This is a genomic window from Pediococcus damnosus (genome assembly GCF_001611155.1).
Lineage (GTDB): Bacteria > Bacillota > Bacilli > Lactobacillales > Lactobacillaceae > Pediococcus > Pediococcus damnosus.
This window is the reverse complement of sequence record NZ_CP012294.1, coordinates 354,090-369,423: the sequence shown is the minus strand read 5'-3', so window position 1 is coordinate 369,423 and position 15,334 is coordinate 354,090. Positions and strand designations below refer to the sequence as shown.

Below are 15,334 nucleotides of genomic sequence, written 5' to 3'. Positions count from 1 at the left end.
TTCTTTTTGAGTCTTATTTTTTAGGTTAGTACTTAACGTTATTGGAAGCCAATCGTAATTCAACGATACGAGAATTCTTAGGCTGTACACAGACACTTAAAAGAGCCTGACCAACATCTTTTGGTGTTAAGAAGCCCGATGCTGCAACGCCTTCCGTGGTTCGTCCATGGCCAACTTTAAATTCAGTTGCTCCTGCATGTGGACAGAAAACACAGGTGCGAATGCCTTGATCAAGCAATTCTTTGTCTAGAGCTTGACCCAATCCACGTAAAGCAAATTTGCTGGCTGTATAAGCTGTTTCGTTTGCATGGCCAACAATTCCTGTTACTGACGAAACTAAAATAATTTGTCCGTCGTGTCTTTCAAGCATATTTGGAACAGCAGCCTTTGTAAACGCAAAAGCGCTGCGCACATTTGTATTCATGATCAAATCATAATCAGACATCGATGTGTCAGTTAGGGAAAGTGTTCGACCAATCCCTGCATTATTGATCAAAATATCGATTTTTCCAAAGGTCTTAATAGCCAATTTGACTGTTTCAAGGGCGGTGTTTTCTTCTTGAGCATCGTCCGCAAAATATATTGCTTCGACTCCTAATTTTTCACATTGGGTAACTACTTCTCGCAATCTTTGCTTTCTACGGGCAGTGAGAACCAAGTTACAACCTTCAGCTGCAAAGGCAAGAGCGGTTCCACGGCCGAATCCAGAACTAGCACCCGTAATAATGGCGACTTTTCCGGTTAATCTTTTCATGAATTATTTCCTCCTCATATTTATATTTACTTGATTCTTTGTTATCATACGACTTGGACCCGGGTTTAAGTCAAACAACAAATGGAGATAATAAAATGAATTATTCAATTGGTGAAGTTGCAGAAAAAATGGGGACCAATACCTCAACGCTACGGTATTATGATAAAAAAGGATTGTTACCTTTCGTTGATCGCGATGCTGCTGGACGACGTAAATTTAAAGATAATGATTTTAATTTTCTAAAAGTTATTAATTGTTTGAAAAAAAGTGGCGTTCCGATCAAAGACATTAGTAAATTTATTAATCTGTGTTTACAAGGTGATGGAACTTTGCAAGAACGCTATGATTATTTAGACAAAGAAGAGAGTGTTTTAGAAGGAAAAGTCCAAGAAATGCAGGATCAATTAGATTTCTTAAGATTCAAAAAGTGGTATTACAAAACCTCTGTGGAAGCTGGTACGGAAACAATTCACTTTACGCCGGGAACTAATTTTGTGGATCCAACGACTCACGATCAGTACCGCGCAAAATTAAAGAATGCTAAAGATATTCATAAGTTAATCGATCTAAACGATTAGCCTGAAAGAAGGTATCCAAAATGCCTAAGATAAGGGAGTTAACCCTTGAGGATGAAGAAATTTATCAAAAGTGGCTTGTTGCCTGGCAAAATGAACCGACCCAGGTATCGGTTTCGCAACCTTTAAAAACTAGTTTTGTAGAATTTATAACGCAACTCGGAATAAACAGTAGTCATCCAGAGCCACCAAGAGTTCCTGCTACCAAGTATTTTTATATTGAAGATAATATTATTAAAGGTGGTATTTCTTGTCGCTGGGAATTAAATGATTATTTGTTGAATTTTGGTGGCAATATTGGTTATGGTGTGGCACCTGATTACCGCAAACAAGGGATTGCCAATGAAATGATGCAGCAAGCTTTAAACTTATTTCGGCAACGACAGATTGAGAAGGTGTTGATTACTGCTGAAGACTGGAATGTAGCGAGTCAAAAAATTATTGAATCTGCTGGCGGTGTTTATGAAAATACTTTGGTTGAGAAGGCAACTGGCTATCAATTAAAACGATACTGGATTAACTTATTGAAATAATTTTTTAAGTAAATTTTAGAATGCTGTTAACCTAAAATTTAGTGAGCCTCCTTCGTGATTATTCTTTGTAATTAGCTTAATATACAAAGTAAATAATTAACACGAGGGGTGGAAACATGGCCAAAATTTTGTCGGTAAATTTGGGTAGCTCTACTTTAAAATGGCGTTTATTTGAAATGCCTGATGAAAAGCAGATTGCGTCAGGATTAGTTGATTTTTTTGATAACTCTAAGGCTGAAATTACGGTTAAATTTGGAGATCAACAACGAAATAAGAGTTTTGACAAAGAATTAAGTCTTAAAGATGCCATTATGGTGTTAATGGATGAATTGAAAAGACTAAAATTGGTTGAGCATCTGCATGAAATTGTGGGAATTGGCCATCGTGTGGTTGCCGGTGGCGAAGTGTACAAAGAATCTGTAGTGATTACGAAAGATGTTTTGCAGCAGATTGATGATTTGGGCGTTTTCGCGCCCCTCCATAATCATCGTGAAGTGGGTGGGATTGAACTTTTTAGGCAATTGATGCCGTGGACGACCCTGGTGGCCGTTTTTGATTCTGCATTTCATCAAACTATGTCTGCAGAAAACTATTTGTATGGCATTCCTTATGACTATTACAAAAAATATGGGGCTCGTAAGTACGGCGCCCATGGAACCAGTGTCCGCTATGTGTCTAAACGGACAGCCAAATTTTTGAAGCGACCCCTAAAAGATTTACGATTAATTGTCATGCATTTAGGGGCAGGCTCGAGTATCACTGCGGTTAGTCATGGAAAGTCGCTGGATACATCAATGGGATTCACACCGCTTGATGGCGTGATGATGAATACGCGTAGCGGCCAAATTGATGCGTCACTGGTGTTGTATCTTGCCCAAAAATTAAAACTGAAAGATTCAGATGAGATGTTAAATATTTTAAATAATAAATCTGGATTATTGGGTGTTTCAGGTCTTTCTGATGACCAACGAGAATTAAAAAAATTAGCAACAACTCAACCAAGAGCTCAGTTGGCGCTTGATATGTATGCCAATCGAGTGATTAAATTTGTGGGTAGTTATATTGCTTTGATGAATGGGGTTGATGCATTGATTTTTACCGGCGGTGTCGGAGAGAATAGCTTTGAAATGCGAGCTCAAATTATGGCTTCTTTCAGCTATGTGGGAGCGACAATTGATCAAGCTAAAAATGAGTCTGGCGACAAAGAACGTGATATCAGTGCTTCGGATGCAAGGGTAAAGACGATGGTTGTTCCTACCAACGAAGAATTGATGATAGCCCGCGATGTCTATGCACGCTTATAAGATAATTCAAAAAAGTCCTCAAATTCGATAAGATTCGGTTTTGAGGGCTTTTATTAACTGGTTTTATGCAAGTTAAGTCTATTTAATCATGTAAATTTAGATTTTATGCGTATTTAAAATTAATTGGTTAAATTGGTTTGTTGGTATTATGTACAAAATTTAGGTATAATAATGTACAAATACTAGGAGATGAAATCATGGATACGAAAAATAAGTTGACACCAACGTACACACCATCAAATTTTCGGAAACAACAATCAAAGTTATTGAAACAGGTGGCCAACAATAATTCTCCGATTCGGGTAACTTTACCTAACAAAGGTGAAGGACCCAATCAGGATTTATTTGTGATAAGTGCCCAAGATTATGCTGAATATCAAAGGTTAAAGGGAGATTATATGCAACAAATTGATCATGAAATTGGCGAAATGTCTGATGCAATGCTACACAAGAAGACGACAAATGCTAAGGAAGTTGAGGAATGGTTGCGTGAAGATTAATGATGTTGCAACTGCATTTGTTCGTTATATTAATATTGACCAGGGGAAACGCCGACCAATTTTAATTGTCAAAATTAAGGATGATTTTGTATTAGCGTTTAAAATTACTTCTCAATTTAAAAATAAATCTCAGCAAATTAGACAAAATTACTTTAAAATAACAGACTGGCAACAAACAGGGCTTAAAAAGCCGTCCTGGATTGACACAAACTCACAACCTTTGGAATTTCCTACAAAGATGGTAGGGAATTCTTTTGGGCATTTAAGTGAAGCAGATCGAATAAGTTTCCATGATTTCTTGGTTGCTCGTTTGCAAAACAAGTGATTAGGACATTTATCTAGAGGATTCCAATATAGGCTTTTCCCTCTAAAAGTCGTATAATGGCAGTATTCTAAAAAAATAAGGAGAATTTCATGACAGAATTCAAACGTTTCTATGAGAAATTTCAACCAAGTCACTATGATGTCTACTTAGATATCAATCGCGAAACAAAACGTTTTAACGGCCAAACAACCATTACCGGTGAGGCGAAGGCCCAAGAAATTGCCATTCACCAAAACGGATTGGTCGTGGCTTCTGTGCAAGCTGATGGGAATGACGTGCCATTTACCACTGATAACGATACTGATGCGATTCAAATTGATTTACCAAAAACTGGCGAAACTACAATTGCAATTACTTATACGGCAAAACTCACTGACAGTATGATGGGAATTTATCCTTCATATTACGAAGTCGGTGGTGTCAAAAAACAAATTATTGGGACTCAGTTTGAAACGAACTTTGCTCGGCAAGCATTCCCTTGTGTGGATGAGCCGGAAGCAAAGGCGACATTTGCTTTATCAATTAAGTTTGATGAACAACCTGGGGAAACAATTATCAGTAATATGCCAGAAGTGCGCACTGAAGATGGCGTGCATTACTTTGATACGACCGTGCGGATGTCTACTTATTTGGTTGCCTTTGCATTTGGTGATCTCCAAAGTAAGCAGACAACGACGAAGAGTGGTGTAAAAGTTGGTGTGTTTGCAACGAAGGCCCATAAGGCTAACGAACTCGATTTTCCTCTGGACATTGCTAAACGTTCAATTGAATTCTATGAAGACTTTTACCAAACACCGTATCCATTGCCACATTCATGGCAGCTGGCCTTACCAGATTTCTCGGCTGGCGCAATGGAAAACTGGGGGCTTGTCACTTATCGTGAAGCATACTTAGTCCTCGATCCTGACAACACGGCTCTTGAAACCAAACAACTTGTGGCAACCGTAATTGCACATGAGTTGGCTCACCAGTGGTTCGGTGATCTTGTCACAATGAAGTGGTGGGATGATCTCTGGTTAAACGAAAGTTTTGCCAATATGATGGAATATGTGGCCATTGATGCGCTTGAACCTGACTGGCATATTTGGGAAATGTTCCAAACTTCAGAAGCGCCATCAGCCTTACAACGGGATGCTATTGATGGTGTGCAGTCTGTTCATGTGCAGGTGGAAAATCCAGCAGAAATTGACTCGTTGTTCGATGGTGCTATCGTTTATGCTAAGGGTTCACGGATGTTAGTCATGGTCCGCGCGTTACTTGGCGATGACGCCTTACGGGCTGGTTTAAAGAAGTACTTTGCTACCCATAAGTATGGCAATGCTACCGGTGCAGATTTATGGGCTGCTTTAGGAACTGCTTCCGATCTCGATATTGGCGCAATCATGAATTCATGGTTGGAACAACCTGGATATCCAGTGGTAACTGCGGCAGTAGTTGATGGCAAACTTACTTTGTCACAAAAACAATTCTTTAGTGGTAAAGGTAAAGAAGTTGGCCGTCAATGGCAGATTCCTTTGAATAGTAATTACGACGTTGCCCCAACTATTATGTCTGAAAGGAGCATCACGCTGGGTGACTATGCTAAATTACGGAAAGCTAATGGCAAACCGTTCCGTTTGAATGTGGGCAATGACTCACATTTCATCGTTAAATATGATCGTGAATTATTAAAAGACATTTTGGATAATGTGAAGTCATTGGACTCTATTTCCCAATTACAAGTTTTACAGGACTTGCGCTTGTTGGCGGAGGGTCGCCAAATCTCTTATGCTGAAGTTGTGCCATTGTTGAAGGACTTTGCGGATAGCACTTCAAACGTTGTCAATGCAGCTTTATATGTTGTCGCCAATAATCTGAAGAAATTTGTCACACCAAATTCTGATGAAGAAGCGCAATTACAAACTTTATATAACCAGTTAAGTAAAGCGCAAGTTGCTCGTTTGGGATGGACGCCAAAAGCAGGGGAATCAAATGATGATCAATTGACGCGGCCATATGTCTTGAGTGCAGCTTTGTACGCAAAAAATGCTGATGCAATTGCAGCAGCTCATAAGATCTTCACAGCTAATGCAGACAAATTAGAGACTTTACCAGCTGATACACGGGTATTTATTTTAAGAAATGAAGTTAAAAATTTCGGTAGTACCGCACTATTTGATAAATTATTTGCTGCTCATCATCAAACAGCTGATGGCAATTACAAAGAAGACATTTGCTCCGCATTGACGAGTACGCCGGATGCTGATCTAATTGCCCGGTTGATCGAGAAATTTGAAGACACAGATACGATTAAACCACAAGATTTACGGGCTTGGTTCCGCGGTGTGTTGGCTAACGAAAAGGGCCAACAAGCAGCTTGGGACTGGATTCGTAATGATTGGCAATGGTTAGAAGATACGGTTGGTGGTGATATGGAATTTACCACATATATCACCGTAATCGCAGGAATTTTCCGAACCCCAGAACGACTGGCAGAGTTCAAAGCATTCTTTGAACCTAAGCTGAATACACCAGGCCTAACACGGGAAATCACAATGGATACCAAAGTGATTGAAGGTCGCGTCGACTTGATTGAAGCACAAAAGGCTAGTGTCAATGAGGCAGTAGCTAAGGTTATTAAATAAAAAAATAAACAGTAAGCGAGTTTTTAAGGTTGAACTTTTGGTTCAATTTTAGAAACTCTTTTTTTTATTTAAAAAATAGTTAGTTTTACGTTGACTTTAACTAACTAACGTTTTATAATCATTTTTGTTAGTTAAAGTATTTAGAAACTAACTAACTAAAAAAAGAAAAAAAGAGGAATTCAATTATGACAAATGATATTAAAGAACCTATGAATCAATTCGGCAAGTTATTTCAACAGAAAGCATTTGTTTTTGCAGCAATCAAAAGCACGCAAAGTGAAAATGATGTGCGTGGTAATGAGCGTGGCCAGCAACGTGTCCTCCGTTTGTTATTTGATAAAGACTCATTGACGAATTCACAAATTGTTGAAGAGTTAGATATTCGGCCAAGCTCCGCCAGTGTTTTGGTTGGAAAACTTGAGGATAACGGTTTAGTTAAAAAAACGGAGTCCCCTGATGATAAACGGGTCACATTCATCTCTTTGACTGAACAAGGACGTCAGGCAATCACCAAAGCCCGTCAGTTTAACGATGATTTATCGGATTCAATGTTCGATGCTTTATCCGATGAGGAACAAAAGCAACTTACTGAAATCCTAACGAAACTCAATGCAGATTTAGAAAAAAAATCACCAAAATGGGATGGACCACGAGGTTGGAAAGGCAATTCTGCTGATGGGAGATTTAATTCTCCAAATTTCGGTGGGGTTCCCAACGGTTTCAATTTTCGTAAATAACATAATTATAAATAATTGGAGATAAAGAAACATGCAAAATAGACAAGAAGTACAAAGTGGGCAACAGGCTCCACAATTTAAGCAACAAAAATTTAGTTTTAAAGATTTTGCTCGGTTAATCGGAAAAGTAAAGCCTCATTTTTGGTTGCTTACTGTGGGGCTGTTGTTAGGGTTAATTGCCACTGGTGCCAACTTAATTGTGCCCAAGGTTGCTCAAAAGTTGGTCAACCAGTTGGGTCATACTGTCGATGTTAAGCTTGTGGTTTTGGTTATTGGGCTATTTGTTGTTGGCGCCATAGTTAATGCAGCATCAGGATCTGCATTGGGATTTTTTGGTGAAGATGTGGTCAGTAAGTTGCGTAAATTCCTTTGGGATAAAATTTTGCGGTTACCAGTTAGTTATTTTGATGATACTAAATCTGGTGAAATCACTTCGCGACTGGTTAACGATACTTCGCAAGTGAAAGATTTACTTGCCAATTCAATGCCTTCAATGGTAACTTCAATTCTTCAGTTGGTTGGAGCACTGGCATTTATGTTGTCGATGGATTGGAAAATGACCTTGTTGATGTTTATCAGTGTGCCATTAGTTACCTTATGTATTATCCCCATCACTTCATTATCACGTAAAATTGCGCATACGCGTCAAGACGCCTTGGCAAAATTTAATGGTGAAGCCAGCGAAACATTAGGTGAAATCCGGTTAGTGAAATCTTCTACTGCCGAGGATGCGGAACGCAAATCTGGTCATGAAGACATTAACAAACTTTATCAAATTGGCCTTAAAGAAGCAGTTTATGATTCTGTTGCCGGACCCGTTATGCAGATGGTCATGATGGGGATGATGATCGGGATGTTAATTTATGGCGCAAGTCGAGTAGCTAATGGGTCAATGACCTTTGGAACATTGATTTCATTTTTGATGTATCTTGTTCAAATGATTGGGCCATTCACTATGCTGGGTCAGTTCTTCACAGCAATGGCAAAAGCGAGTGGCTCAACCGCTCGGATTCAAGAACTCCTTTCTGTCGATGAAGAAGTTCAGGATCAAGGGAAAACAGTTGTTGCGCAAGGACAAACCTTGGCAGTTAAACATGTTGACTTTTCGTATGAAGATGGCAAACCAATTTTGCAGGATGTTTCCTTTACTGCAAAGCCAAATACAGTGATCGCATTTGCTGGCCCTTCCGGCGGTGGGAAAACAACTATCTTTAGTTTGTTAGAACGTTACTACAAACCAACTAGTGGTAAAATTACGATTGGCAATACCAACATTGAAGACTTGAACTTAACGAATTGGCGTCAACAGATTGGTATTGTTGGGCAAGAAGCCGCTGTAATGAGTGGCACAATTCGTTACAACTTGACCTATGGTTTGAAGAAAGAGTATTCTGATGAACAGCTTTGGCATGTGCTGGAAATGGCTTATGCAAAGGAATTTGTCGAAAAAATGGATGATGGACTTGATACAACGGTTGGCGAACGAGGTGTGAAATTATCTGGTGGTCAACGGCAAAGAATTGCCATTGCACGCGCATTTCTCCGTGATCCGAAGATTTTAATTCTTGATGAAGCAACTGCAAGTTTGGATTCAGAATCAGAAAAGATGGTTCAAAAAGCATTGGAAAAATTGATGCACAATCGGACCACCTTGGTCAGTGCCCATCGTTTGAGCACAATTGTAAATGCCAACCAAATTTACTTTATTGAAGATGGTAAAGTGAGTGGTCATGGGACGCATCATGAATTGATTGATAAATTACCAATCTATCATGAATATGTGGAAAATCAATTTGCAGGTTAAAAACTAAATGGTTTAGGAAACATAAAATCACCCATTCAAAACGAATGAGCGATTTTTTTATGGACTAATAGTTTTGCACAAGCAATTCCAGCTCGAATGTCTATTGATGAGTGAATTTAAATTTTAAACATCAAGTTTTTCTTTTAATGCATTAGTTAATGTAGCTGAAAAATTGATTTTATTTGCATTTCCTAAGTCATTTAGGTATTTGGGAATCGTCAATGTCTTTTTTACTATTTGGTTTTGTTCACGTTCACGAGCCAGTGTTGTATCTACTTCAATAGGAACCAGTAACTCCCCTTTGCTAATAGATAAATTTTCATAGGAAGTCGGGGTAGGTAATTTTTCTTTAAAATCCTCTGCAGTGAGTAAATATCCTTCCAGAGCATCATGTGCCATATGCAAAGCGTCAGGTAAATCGTTACCAAATGTTGCTGCGTGGGGTCTTAAGTCAGGAAAAGAGACTTCCATTTTGGTTTTGTCTTCAGTAGCGCTGAGTACGGCAAAATACAGATATTTCATAATAAACATTACTCCCTTCAATATAACTCTGGCCTTATTTGAGACCTGCTTGTTTCCAAATATTATCTAGTGGTTTCTACTTTTTAAAACATACTTGCATAATATTATATTAACACGTATTTAGCACGTGCTAAATAAAAAGATTTGTTCATCAGGAAAATGTAAGTAATCTTTTCGTTCATAAAATTTTAAACAATAAAGATGAAAGTGACTATGAGATCTTTTAAAATTGGAAACATGGAATTAGTAAAAAAGGAGTAATGCGTTAATGCGAAAAGTTCAATTTTATGGTGCCATATCTTTAGATGGTTATTTAGCAACCCCACAACATGATTTGCAATGGTTGTTTGATACTGCTGGTGGCGACAAAGCTAATACCGATCAATTTTTAAACCAAGTTGATACCACGATTATGGGACGGAAGACTTATGAAGTAACGAAAAAGGCAATGCATGATGAGCCACTTTTTCCGGATAAAACTAATTATGTTCTTTCAAGAACTCGACAGGGGAAAGAAGAGGATGCCATTTATAAATCCGTTGCACCTGTAAATTTGGTTCAACAACTACTGAAACAGCCTGGCGGTAATATTTGGATCGTGGGTGGTGGTCAGATTGTTACCGATTTGGTGGCCGAAGATTTGATTGATGAGTGGTGGATTCAAATTGCCCCTGTTTTATTAGGGAGAGGGATTCGTCTTTTTCCTGACGGGGACTACGCTACACGGTTGAAATTGATAGGAGTAAACCATTATGACCAATTGGCGGAATTGCATTTGCAAAGAAAGTAAAGAACTGAATTAGGATTAAATCAAAAATGCATTTCAAACTGTTTTGATAGTTTGAAATGCATTTTACTGTTGGATTATCTGAAAGTTGAAGGAAACAAAACAGTTATTTAGATTTTAAGTCTTTCTTTGAGTGATTCAGTGAGGACTTCTGAAAAATTGATGTTTTGTTCTTTCCCTAGTTCGTTTAGATAGTTTGGAATGGATAATGTTTTTTTGATAACTTTGTTGTCATGTTTCCGCCGATATTCATCAGGGTGAACTTGAATGAGCGAAATAATTTGATTTCCATGTTGTTTGGGTAAATTAGTATTCGATGGTGGTAATTCATTATCTAGACTGTACGCGCCAACATAATCAACCGCCATATCTAATGCGTCGCTCACACTGTTTCCTTCTGTCATGCCATCAATATCCGGAATTTCAACTGTAAATGTATGTGGTTCGGATGATTCTGGTGTAATAATTACTGGATAAATATATTCTCTATTTTTAACAGACATAAATATCGATCCTTTCTAAATATTGAAGTTAAATATCAAGTTTTTCTCTAAGTGCATCTGACAAAGTTGCCGAAAAATTAATGCCCTGTTGTTGGGCTTGCTCTGCTAGATCTGCGGGTACAGTTACATTTTTATGGATAGTTGGTTCTTTAACCTGTGATTTAATAATGTTCAAATCAACGGAGACAATGACAATCATCTGGTTATCTTCTTTGTTAATATTCTCAATGGCAGTTGCCGCAGGTAATGGCTTGCGACTGTATAAAGCTAGGCCAAGTGCTTCTTGACCATGAATGACGGCATCGTTAATCGAATTTCCAAATGACAAGGCTTCTGGAATATCCACGAATTCAATATCATAAGTGTTGTGTTCATCTGGTGTGATTAATGCTGGATATGTCACGATGTTGGCTTTTTTCATAATAGTTCCTTTCTAGTGGTTGGCTGTGGACTAAACCGACAAATTTTTATTTTAGACCGGCCTGTTTCATCATTTTATTCAAGAGTCCTTTTGGTATTTCTCGGGCATGAATTGGAACGACCAGTTGCTTGTGCGTATCAGGGTTGTAATAAGTTCGATGAGAACCTGTTTGACGAATAGCTTCAAAGCCATTTTTGCGTAAGATATTCTCAAATTTTCTAGTTTTTATGGGCAATCTAAAGCACTCCTTAAATTATATAATACATACTTGTGTATTTTCAATCTATACACATCATACTTATAAAAAACTGCTTATTAATTTCTCTAATTTTAAATACGCATAAATAGTTGATCAATTTTTAATTTCATTAGCTTCGGGATTCTTTGATCAACATAAGGATTAATCCAAAAAAATAAAACAAAAAAGTCAATCTACGTGTGCAGTAGATTGACTCCTTATGCTTATTTTTTCAGCAGATCATATTTAACCAAAGAATCAACGGCACCCAGAACAGTTTCTTCATTGTTACTCAGCGGTTGCCATCCCAACACCTGTTTAGCCTTTTGATTGCTAACGTTGCGGTTGATATCCAAGAGTAACTTACCTTCTTGAGCTTGCTTACTAAACGGAGCACCAACTCGCATTATCCAGTTTGGCATAATTTTTGTCGGAATTTGATCACTAAGCTGAGGACGAGCTTTCCTGATTAAGGCAGCAATTTCTGGCAGTGAAATTTGACCATCCTCACTGGCAATGAAACGCTCGCCATTCGCCTTTGGATTTGTCATGGCCCGAATGTGTAAATCAACGACGTCACGCACATCGACCACGTTTAAGGGAATATTAGGAATCATTTTGAGCGAGCCGTCAATCAAACTTTTGATTAACCCAAAGCTCCCAGAAACATGTTCGTTGAGGGAGGTCCCAAGAATTGCCACTGGATTAATAGTGGTAAATTCTAAATTGCTGGATGATTTATCCATAAATTGCCAGGCAGCTTTTTCGGCGATTGCTTTTGATTTTTCATATAAAGAGAAACCTTTTTCATCAAAATTAGTCCAGTCTGTTTCGGTCGTTACCGAATGTTTATCCTTATTACTAAAACCGATGGCGCCAAAATTGGCGGTCATCACCACGCGTTTTACCTGAGCTAATTGGGCCTGTTTAAGAATGCGTAAAATACCATCCTTGGCATCATTTATATGAGCTTTATCGGTTGAAAACATGGGTGCAGCGACACTTAAAACGTAGGTCATTCCCTGCATGGCATCTTGCCAACCAGTATCACTGGTTAAATCAGCGACGACGAAATTTAAGTTTCCAAGATTGACTGCATGATTGGCCTTGAGGGTCGCCAAGACACCAGATTTTTTTTGAAGCAATCGTAAAGTAGTTCGGACCGTGTATCCTTGTTTTAAAAGCTCCAAAATCAGTTGCATGCTCAAAAAGCCATTACCACCAGTTACTAAAACAGTTTTTTTCATAATTACCTCCATGTAGTTGAATGTTTGTTAGTTATTGTTTATGATGATAACCATAAACCCTCGACATAACTCTAGGGCAAGACTTAATTTACGAAAAGAGATAAAATATGACTTATACGATTAAAGAGGTTGCCCAAAAGACAGGCTTGTCGATTTACACACTCCGTTTTTATGATAAACAAGGCTTGTTGCCCTTTGTGATGCGAAACGAGGCGGGTTATCGAACGTTTACGGAATCCGATCTGAGCATCATTCATACGATTTGTTGCCTTAAAAATACGGATATGAAAATTAGTGATATTCGTCAGTATGTGGATTACGTGATGGCCGGATCGGCGACAATTGGGAAAAGGATCAAATTACTTTCGGCGCAACGAGCGAAAGTTTTGGCCAAGCAGCAACAATTAACCGAAAATTTAAAGGAAATTGATTACAAATTAAATATCTATCAATCTCCGGAGGCCGTTGAAACGATTAATCAAGCGAGACAGTATGTTAAAGAAGAAAAACAAGCTAGTAAAATGTAAATAATTAAGCAGACGACAAATCAGTTTATACCGATCAGCAATTAAAAAAGAAAGTAGATAAATAAAAAATGAAGCAAGCAAACATTCGGAACTTCTCAATCATTGCCCATATTGATCACGGTAAGTCGACCTTGGCCGATCGCATCATGGAACAAACCCATACCGTTAGTGAGCGGGACACAAAGGCCCAGTTATTGGATGACATGGAAGTTGAACAGGCTCATGGAATTACCGTCAAATCGAGAACAGTGCGGAATCATTATGAAGCTGATGATGGGCAAACGTATGAATATAACTTTATTGATACCCCCGGACATGTGGATTTTTCTTATGAAGTTTCCAAAAGCTTAGCAGCGAGTGATGGTGCCATTCTGTTGGTTGATGCCACTCAGGGTGTCCAGGCGCAAACGGTAGCCAATTTACGACTTGCCAAACAGAATCATTTAGTGATTATTCCAGTGATTAACAAGGTTGATAGTGACGCTGCAGATGTGCCAAGAACGGAAGCTCAAATTCAAAAATTGGATTCCAGTTTTGAAAATTTAGACATGCTGAAAATCTCTGCTAAGACGGGGATGGGCGTTCACGAAGTTTTAGAGGCCATTCGAACCACGATCCCGGCACCAACCGGAGACAAGCATGCACCGCTAAAAGCGCTGGTATTCGACTATATGTATGATGCTTTTAAGGGGATTATCGCGTATGTCCGGTTGATTGATGGCTCGATAAAAGCAGATGACGACTTGTTATTAATGGCCAAACAAACAAAGGTTTCTGCTAATTCACTGGGCTACTTTGCGCCAAATATGACACCTATTGATGAGTTAAACGCGGGGGATGTTGGTTACGTGGTCACGGGTTTGAAAGATCCACAATTAGTCCGAGTTGGAGATACCATGACTTCGGTTACCAATACAACTAAACAACCACTGGCTGGCTATGAACCGGCTAAATCGATGGTATTTGCCGGTTTCTATCCGAAAGACAATAATTATAATGAATTGAAATTAGCAATTGAAAAGTTATCTTTAAATGATTCTTCGTTTCACTACACACTTGAAAACTCGGAAGCACTTGGGGCTGGATTTCGCTGTGGCTTTCTAGGGATGCTGCATTTGCAGATTATTCGTGAACGTTTGCAGGATGAATATGGTTTGGAGGTTCTCACGACTGCACCAAACGTTACCTATCATGTGTATTTAAACGGGAAAACAGAACCGATGATTGTGAACAATCCAATTAATTTTCCAGAATTCTCAAAAATTTCCTATGTCGAAGAACCATTTGTTAAGGCGGAGATCACCACGCCGAATGACTTATTGAGCGAAGTTATGAAACTGGCGGAAAAGCACAAAAGTACGTTATTAGACATGGATAATCAGGCAGATTTGATTGTCTTAACGTATAAAATGCCGACTTCGGAAGTGGCTTATGAGTTTTTCAATCAGTTAAAATCCGTGTCACACGGGTATGCCACTTTGGATACGACGGCGCTCGACTATGAGGTTGCTGATCTGGTCAAAGTTGAAGTTGATATTAACTATGCGACCGTTGATGCTTTATCTTTTGTAGTTCACCGTCAGGACGCTGATAAACTAACTCAGGAATTGGTTAAGAAATTAAAGGTTGCGGTACCACGACGCCTTTATCCTACCCCTGTGCAGGCGGTGGTGGAAGGTAAGGCCGTTGCCAGAGTTGACATTCCACCGCTAAGAAAAGGTGCCACTTCTGGTGGGAAAAAGGGCGCTGCTAAGAAACAGGCATTGCTTCACCGTCAGGGAGTTAACAAACGTAAATCTGCTAAAAATACTAGTGATTTACCGCAAGAAGTATTTAATGCAGTTTTGGAGTTAGATCTATAGCTAAAGGTTGAAAGTACAAAAATGATTTCAGTTACTGTTATAAAGCAGTTTACTCTACCAAAATCAGATTA

Annotated in this window: 17 protein-coding genes; 11 read left to right on the top strand and 6 right to left on the bottom strand. The window is 38.7% G+C overall.

From position 1 onward, the window contains the following. Positions 1-25: 25 nt before the first annotated feature. Positions 26-754 (bottom strand): SDR family oxidoreductase, encoded by a 729-nt coding sequence (locus ADU73_RS01820; protein WP_062913119.1) that lies wholly within the window; start codon positions 752-754, stop codon positions 26-28. A gap of 95 nt (positions 755-849) precedes the next feature. Here ADU73_RS01820 and ADU73_RS01815 point away from each other — a divergent pair, with 95 nt between their 5' ends. The 8 genes from ADU73_RS01815 to ADU73_RS01780 all read left to right on the top strand — a co-directional run bounded on the left by ADU73_RS01815 (position 850) and on the right by ADU73_RS01780 (position 9,156). After that, positions 850-1,332, top strand: a complete 483-nt coding sequence (locus tag ADU73_RS01815; protein ID WP_046872266.1) for a MerR family transcriptional regulator — start codon at positions 850-852, stop codon at positions 1,330-1,332. A gap of 20 nt (positions 1,333-1,352) precedes the next feature. Continuing rightward, entirely contained in the window at positions 1,353-1,862 is a 510-nt protein-coding gene (locus ADU73_RS01810; protein WP_046872267.1) for a GNAT family N-acetyltransferase, read from the top strand. Between the two features lie 116 nt (positions 1,863-1,978). Further along, entirely contained in the window at positions 1,979-3,166 is a 1,188-nt protein-coding gene (locus ADU73_RS01805; protein ID WP_046872268.1) for an acetate/propionate family kinase, read from the top strand. 197 nt (positions 3,167-3,363) lie between these two features. Next, the gene (locus tag ADU73_RS01800; protein WP_046872269.1) at positions 3,364-3,666 is read left to right on the top strand and encodes a hypothetical protein; all 303 of its coding nucleotides are present in this window, start codon (positions 3,364-3,366) and stop codon (positions 3,664-3,666) included. Further along, positions 3,656-3,991 (top strand): hypothetical protein, encoded by a 336-nt coding sequence (locus ADU73_RS01795; protein WP_046872275.1) that lies wholly within the window; start codon positions 3,656-3,658, stop codon positions 3,989-3,991. Before ADU73_RS01800 ends, ADU73_RS01795 begins: the two co-directional genes overlap by 11 nt. A gap of 89 nt (positions 3,992-4,080) precedes the next feature. Continuing rightward, the gene (locus ADU73_RS01790) at positions 4,081-6,615 is read left to right on the top strand and encodes a M1 family metallopeptidase (RefSeq protein ID WP_046872270.1); all 2,535 of its coding nucleotides are present in this window, start codon (positions 4,081-4,083) and stop codon (positions 6,613-6,615) included. Between the two features lie 185 nt (positions 6,616-6,800). Then, entirely contained in the window at positions 6,801-7,352 is a 552-nt protein-coding gene (locus ADU73_RS01785) for a MarR family winged helix-turn-helix transcriptional regulator (protein ID WP_052694553.1), read from the top strand. Positions 7,353-7,383: 31 nt separating this feature from the next. Then, positions 7,384-9,156 carry an ABC transporter ATP-binding protein gene (locus tag ADU73_RS01780; protein ID WP_046872271.1) on the top strand — a complete coding sequence of 591 codons (1,773 nt, stop codon included), beginning with the start codon at positions 7,384-7,386 and terminating at the stop codon, positions 9,154-9,156. A gap of 123 nt (positions 9,157-9,279) precedes the next feature. On the opposite strand, the gene ADU73_RS01775 is transcribed toward ADU73_RS01780, so the two are convergent. Continuing rightward, positions 9,280-9,699, bottom strand: coding sequence for a type II toxin-antitoxin system HicB family antitoxin (locus tag ADU73_RS01775; protein WP_338045681.1), 420 nt, complete (start codon positions 9,697-9,699; stop codon positions 9,280-9,282). A 247-nt stretch (positions 9,700-9,946) separates the two neighbouring features. Here ADU73_RS01775 and ADU73_RS01770 point away from each other — a divergent pair, with 247 nt between their 5' ends. Continuing rightward, positions 9,947-10,468 carry a dihydrofolate reductase family protein gene (locus ADU73_RS01770; RefSeq protein WP_046872542.1) on the top strand — a complete coding sequence of 174 codons (522 nt, stop codon included), beginning with the start codon at positions 9,947-9,949 and terminating at the stop codon, positions 10,466-10,468. A gap of 107 nt (positions 10,469-10,575) precedes the next feature. Here the strand turns inward: ADU73_RS01770 and ADU73_RS01765 are convergent, their stop codons facing one another. The 4 genes from ADU73_RS01765 to ADU73_RS01750 form a co-directional block, all read right to left on the bottom strand. Then, complete coding sequence (locus tag ADU73_RS01765) at positions 10,576-10,968, bottom strand: toxin-antitoxin system, antitoxin component, HicB family protein (RefSeq protein ID WP_052694581.1); 393 nt, start codon at positions 10,966-10,968, stop codon at positions 10,576-10,578. Positions 10,969-10,996: 28 nt separating this feature from the next. Then, a complete protein-coding gene (locus ADU73_RS01760) occupies positions 10,997-11,389 on the bottom strand; it encodes a type II toxin-antitoxin system HicB family antitoxin (protein WP_046872543.1) in 393 nt (130 codons plus the stop codon). Positions 11,390-11,435: 46 nt separating this feature from the next. Then, positions 11,436-11,624 (bottom strand): type II toxin-antitoxin system HicA family toxin, encoded by a 189-nt coding sequence (locus tag ADU73_RS01755; protein WP_046872544.1) that lies wholly within the window; start codon positions 11,622-11,624, stop codon positions 11,436-11,438. 227 nt (positions 11,625-11,851) lie between these two features. Further along, complete coding sequence (locus ADU73_RS01750) at positions 11,852-12,874, bottom strand: NAD-dependent epimerase/dehydratase family protein (protein ID WP_046872545.1); 1,023 nt, start codon at positions 12,872-12,874, stop codon at positions 11,852-11,854. A gap of 107 nt (positions 12,875-12,981) precedes the next feature. On the opposite strand from ADU73_RS01750, the gene ADU73_RS01745 reads away from it, so the two are divergent. Together ADU73_RS01745 and lepA are read left to right on the top strand one after the other, a co-directional pair. Then, positions 12,982-13,401, top strand: coding sequence for a MerR family transcriptional regulator (locus ADU73_RS01745; RefSeq protein WP_046872546.1), 420 nt, complete (start codon positions 12,982-12,984; stop codon positions 13,399-13,401). Positions 13,402-13,469: 68 nt separating this feature from the next. After that, positions 13,470-15,263, top strand: coding sequence for a translation elongation factor 4 (gene lepA / locus ADU73_RS01740; RefSeq protein WP_046872547.1), 1,794 nt, complete (start codon positions 13,470-13,472; stop codon positions 15,261-15,263). The last annotated feature ends 71 nt before the right edge of the window (positions 15,264-15,334 follow it).

Excerpts from the sequence above, each read along its gene's own strand:
- ADU73_RS01820 (WP_062913119.1), bottom strand. The coding sequence starts at position 754 with ATGAAAAGATTAACCGGAAAAGTCGCCATTATTACGGGTGCTAGTTCT.
- ADU73_RS01815 (WP_046872266.1), top strand. The coding sequence starts at position 850 with ATGAATTATTCAATTGGTGAAGTTGCAGAAAAAATGGGGACCAATACC.
- ADU73_RS01810 (WP_046872267.1), top strand. The coding sequence starts at position 1,353 with ATGCCTAAGATAAGGGAGTTAACCCTTGAGGATGAAGAAATTTATCAA.
- ADU73_RS01805 (WP_046872268.1), top strand. The coding sequence starts at position 1,979 with ATGGCCAAAATTTTGTCGGTAAATTTGGGTAGCTCTACTTTAAAATGG.
- ADU73_RS01800 (WP_046872269.1), top strand. The coding sequence starts at position 3,364 with ATGGATACGAAAAATAAGTTGACACCAACGTACACACCATCAAATTTT.
- ADU73_RS01790 (WP_046872270.1), top strand. The coding sequence starts at position 4,081 with ATGACAGAATTCAAACGTTTCTATGAGAAATTTCAACCAAGTCACTAT.
- ADU73_RS01785 (WP_052694553.1), top strand. The coding sequence starts at position 6,801 with ATGACAAATGATATTAAAGAACCTATGAATCAATTCGGCAAGTTATTT.
- ADU73_RS01780 (WP_046872271.1), top strand. The coding sequence starts at position 7,384 with ATGCAAAATAGACAAGAAGTACAAAGTGGGCAACAGGCTCCACAATTT.
- ADU73_RS01770 (WP_046872542.1), top strand. The coding sequence starts at position 9,947 with ATGCGAAAAGTTCAATTTTATGGTGCCATATCTTTAGATGGTTATTTA.
- ADU73_RS01765 (WP_052694581.1), bottom strand. The coding sequence starts at position 10,968 with ATGTCTGTTAAAAATAGAGAATATATTTATCCAGTAATTATTACACCA.
- ADU73_RS01760 (WP_046872543.1), bottom strand. The coding sequence starts at position 11,389 with ATGAAAAAAGCCAACATCGTGACATATCCAGCATTAATCACACCAGAT.
- ADU73_RS01750 (WP_046872545.1), bottom strand. The coding sequence starts at position 12,874 with ATGAAAAAAACTGTTTTAGTAACTGGTGGTAATGGCTTTTTGAGCATG.
- ADU73_RS01745 (WP_046872546.1), top strand. The coding sequence starts at position 12,982 with ATGACTTATACGATTAAAGAGGTTGCCCAAAAGACAGGCTTGTCGATT.
- lepA (WP_046872547.1), top strand. The coding sequence starts at position 13,470 with ATGAAGCAAGCAAACATTCGGAACTTCTCAATCATTGCCCATATTGAT.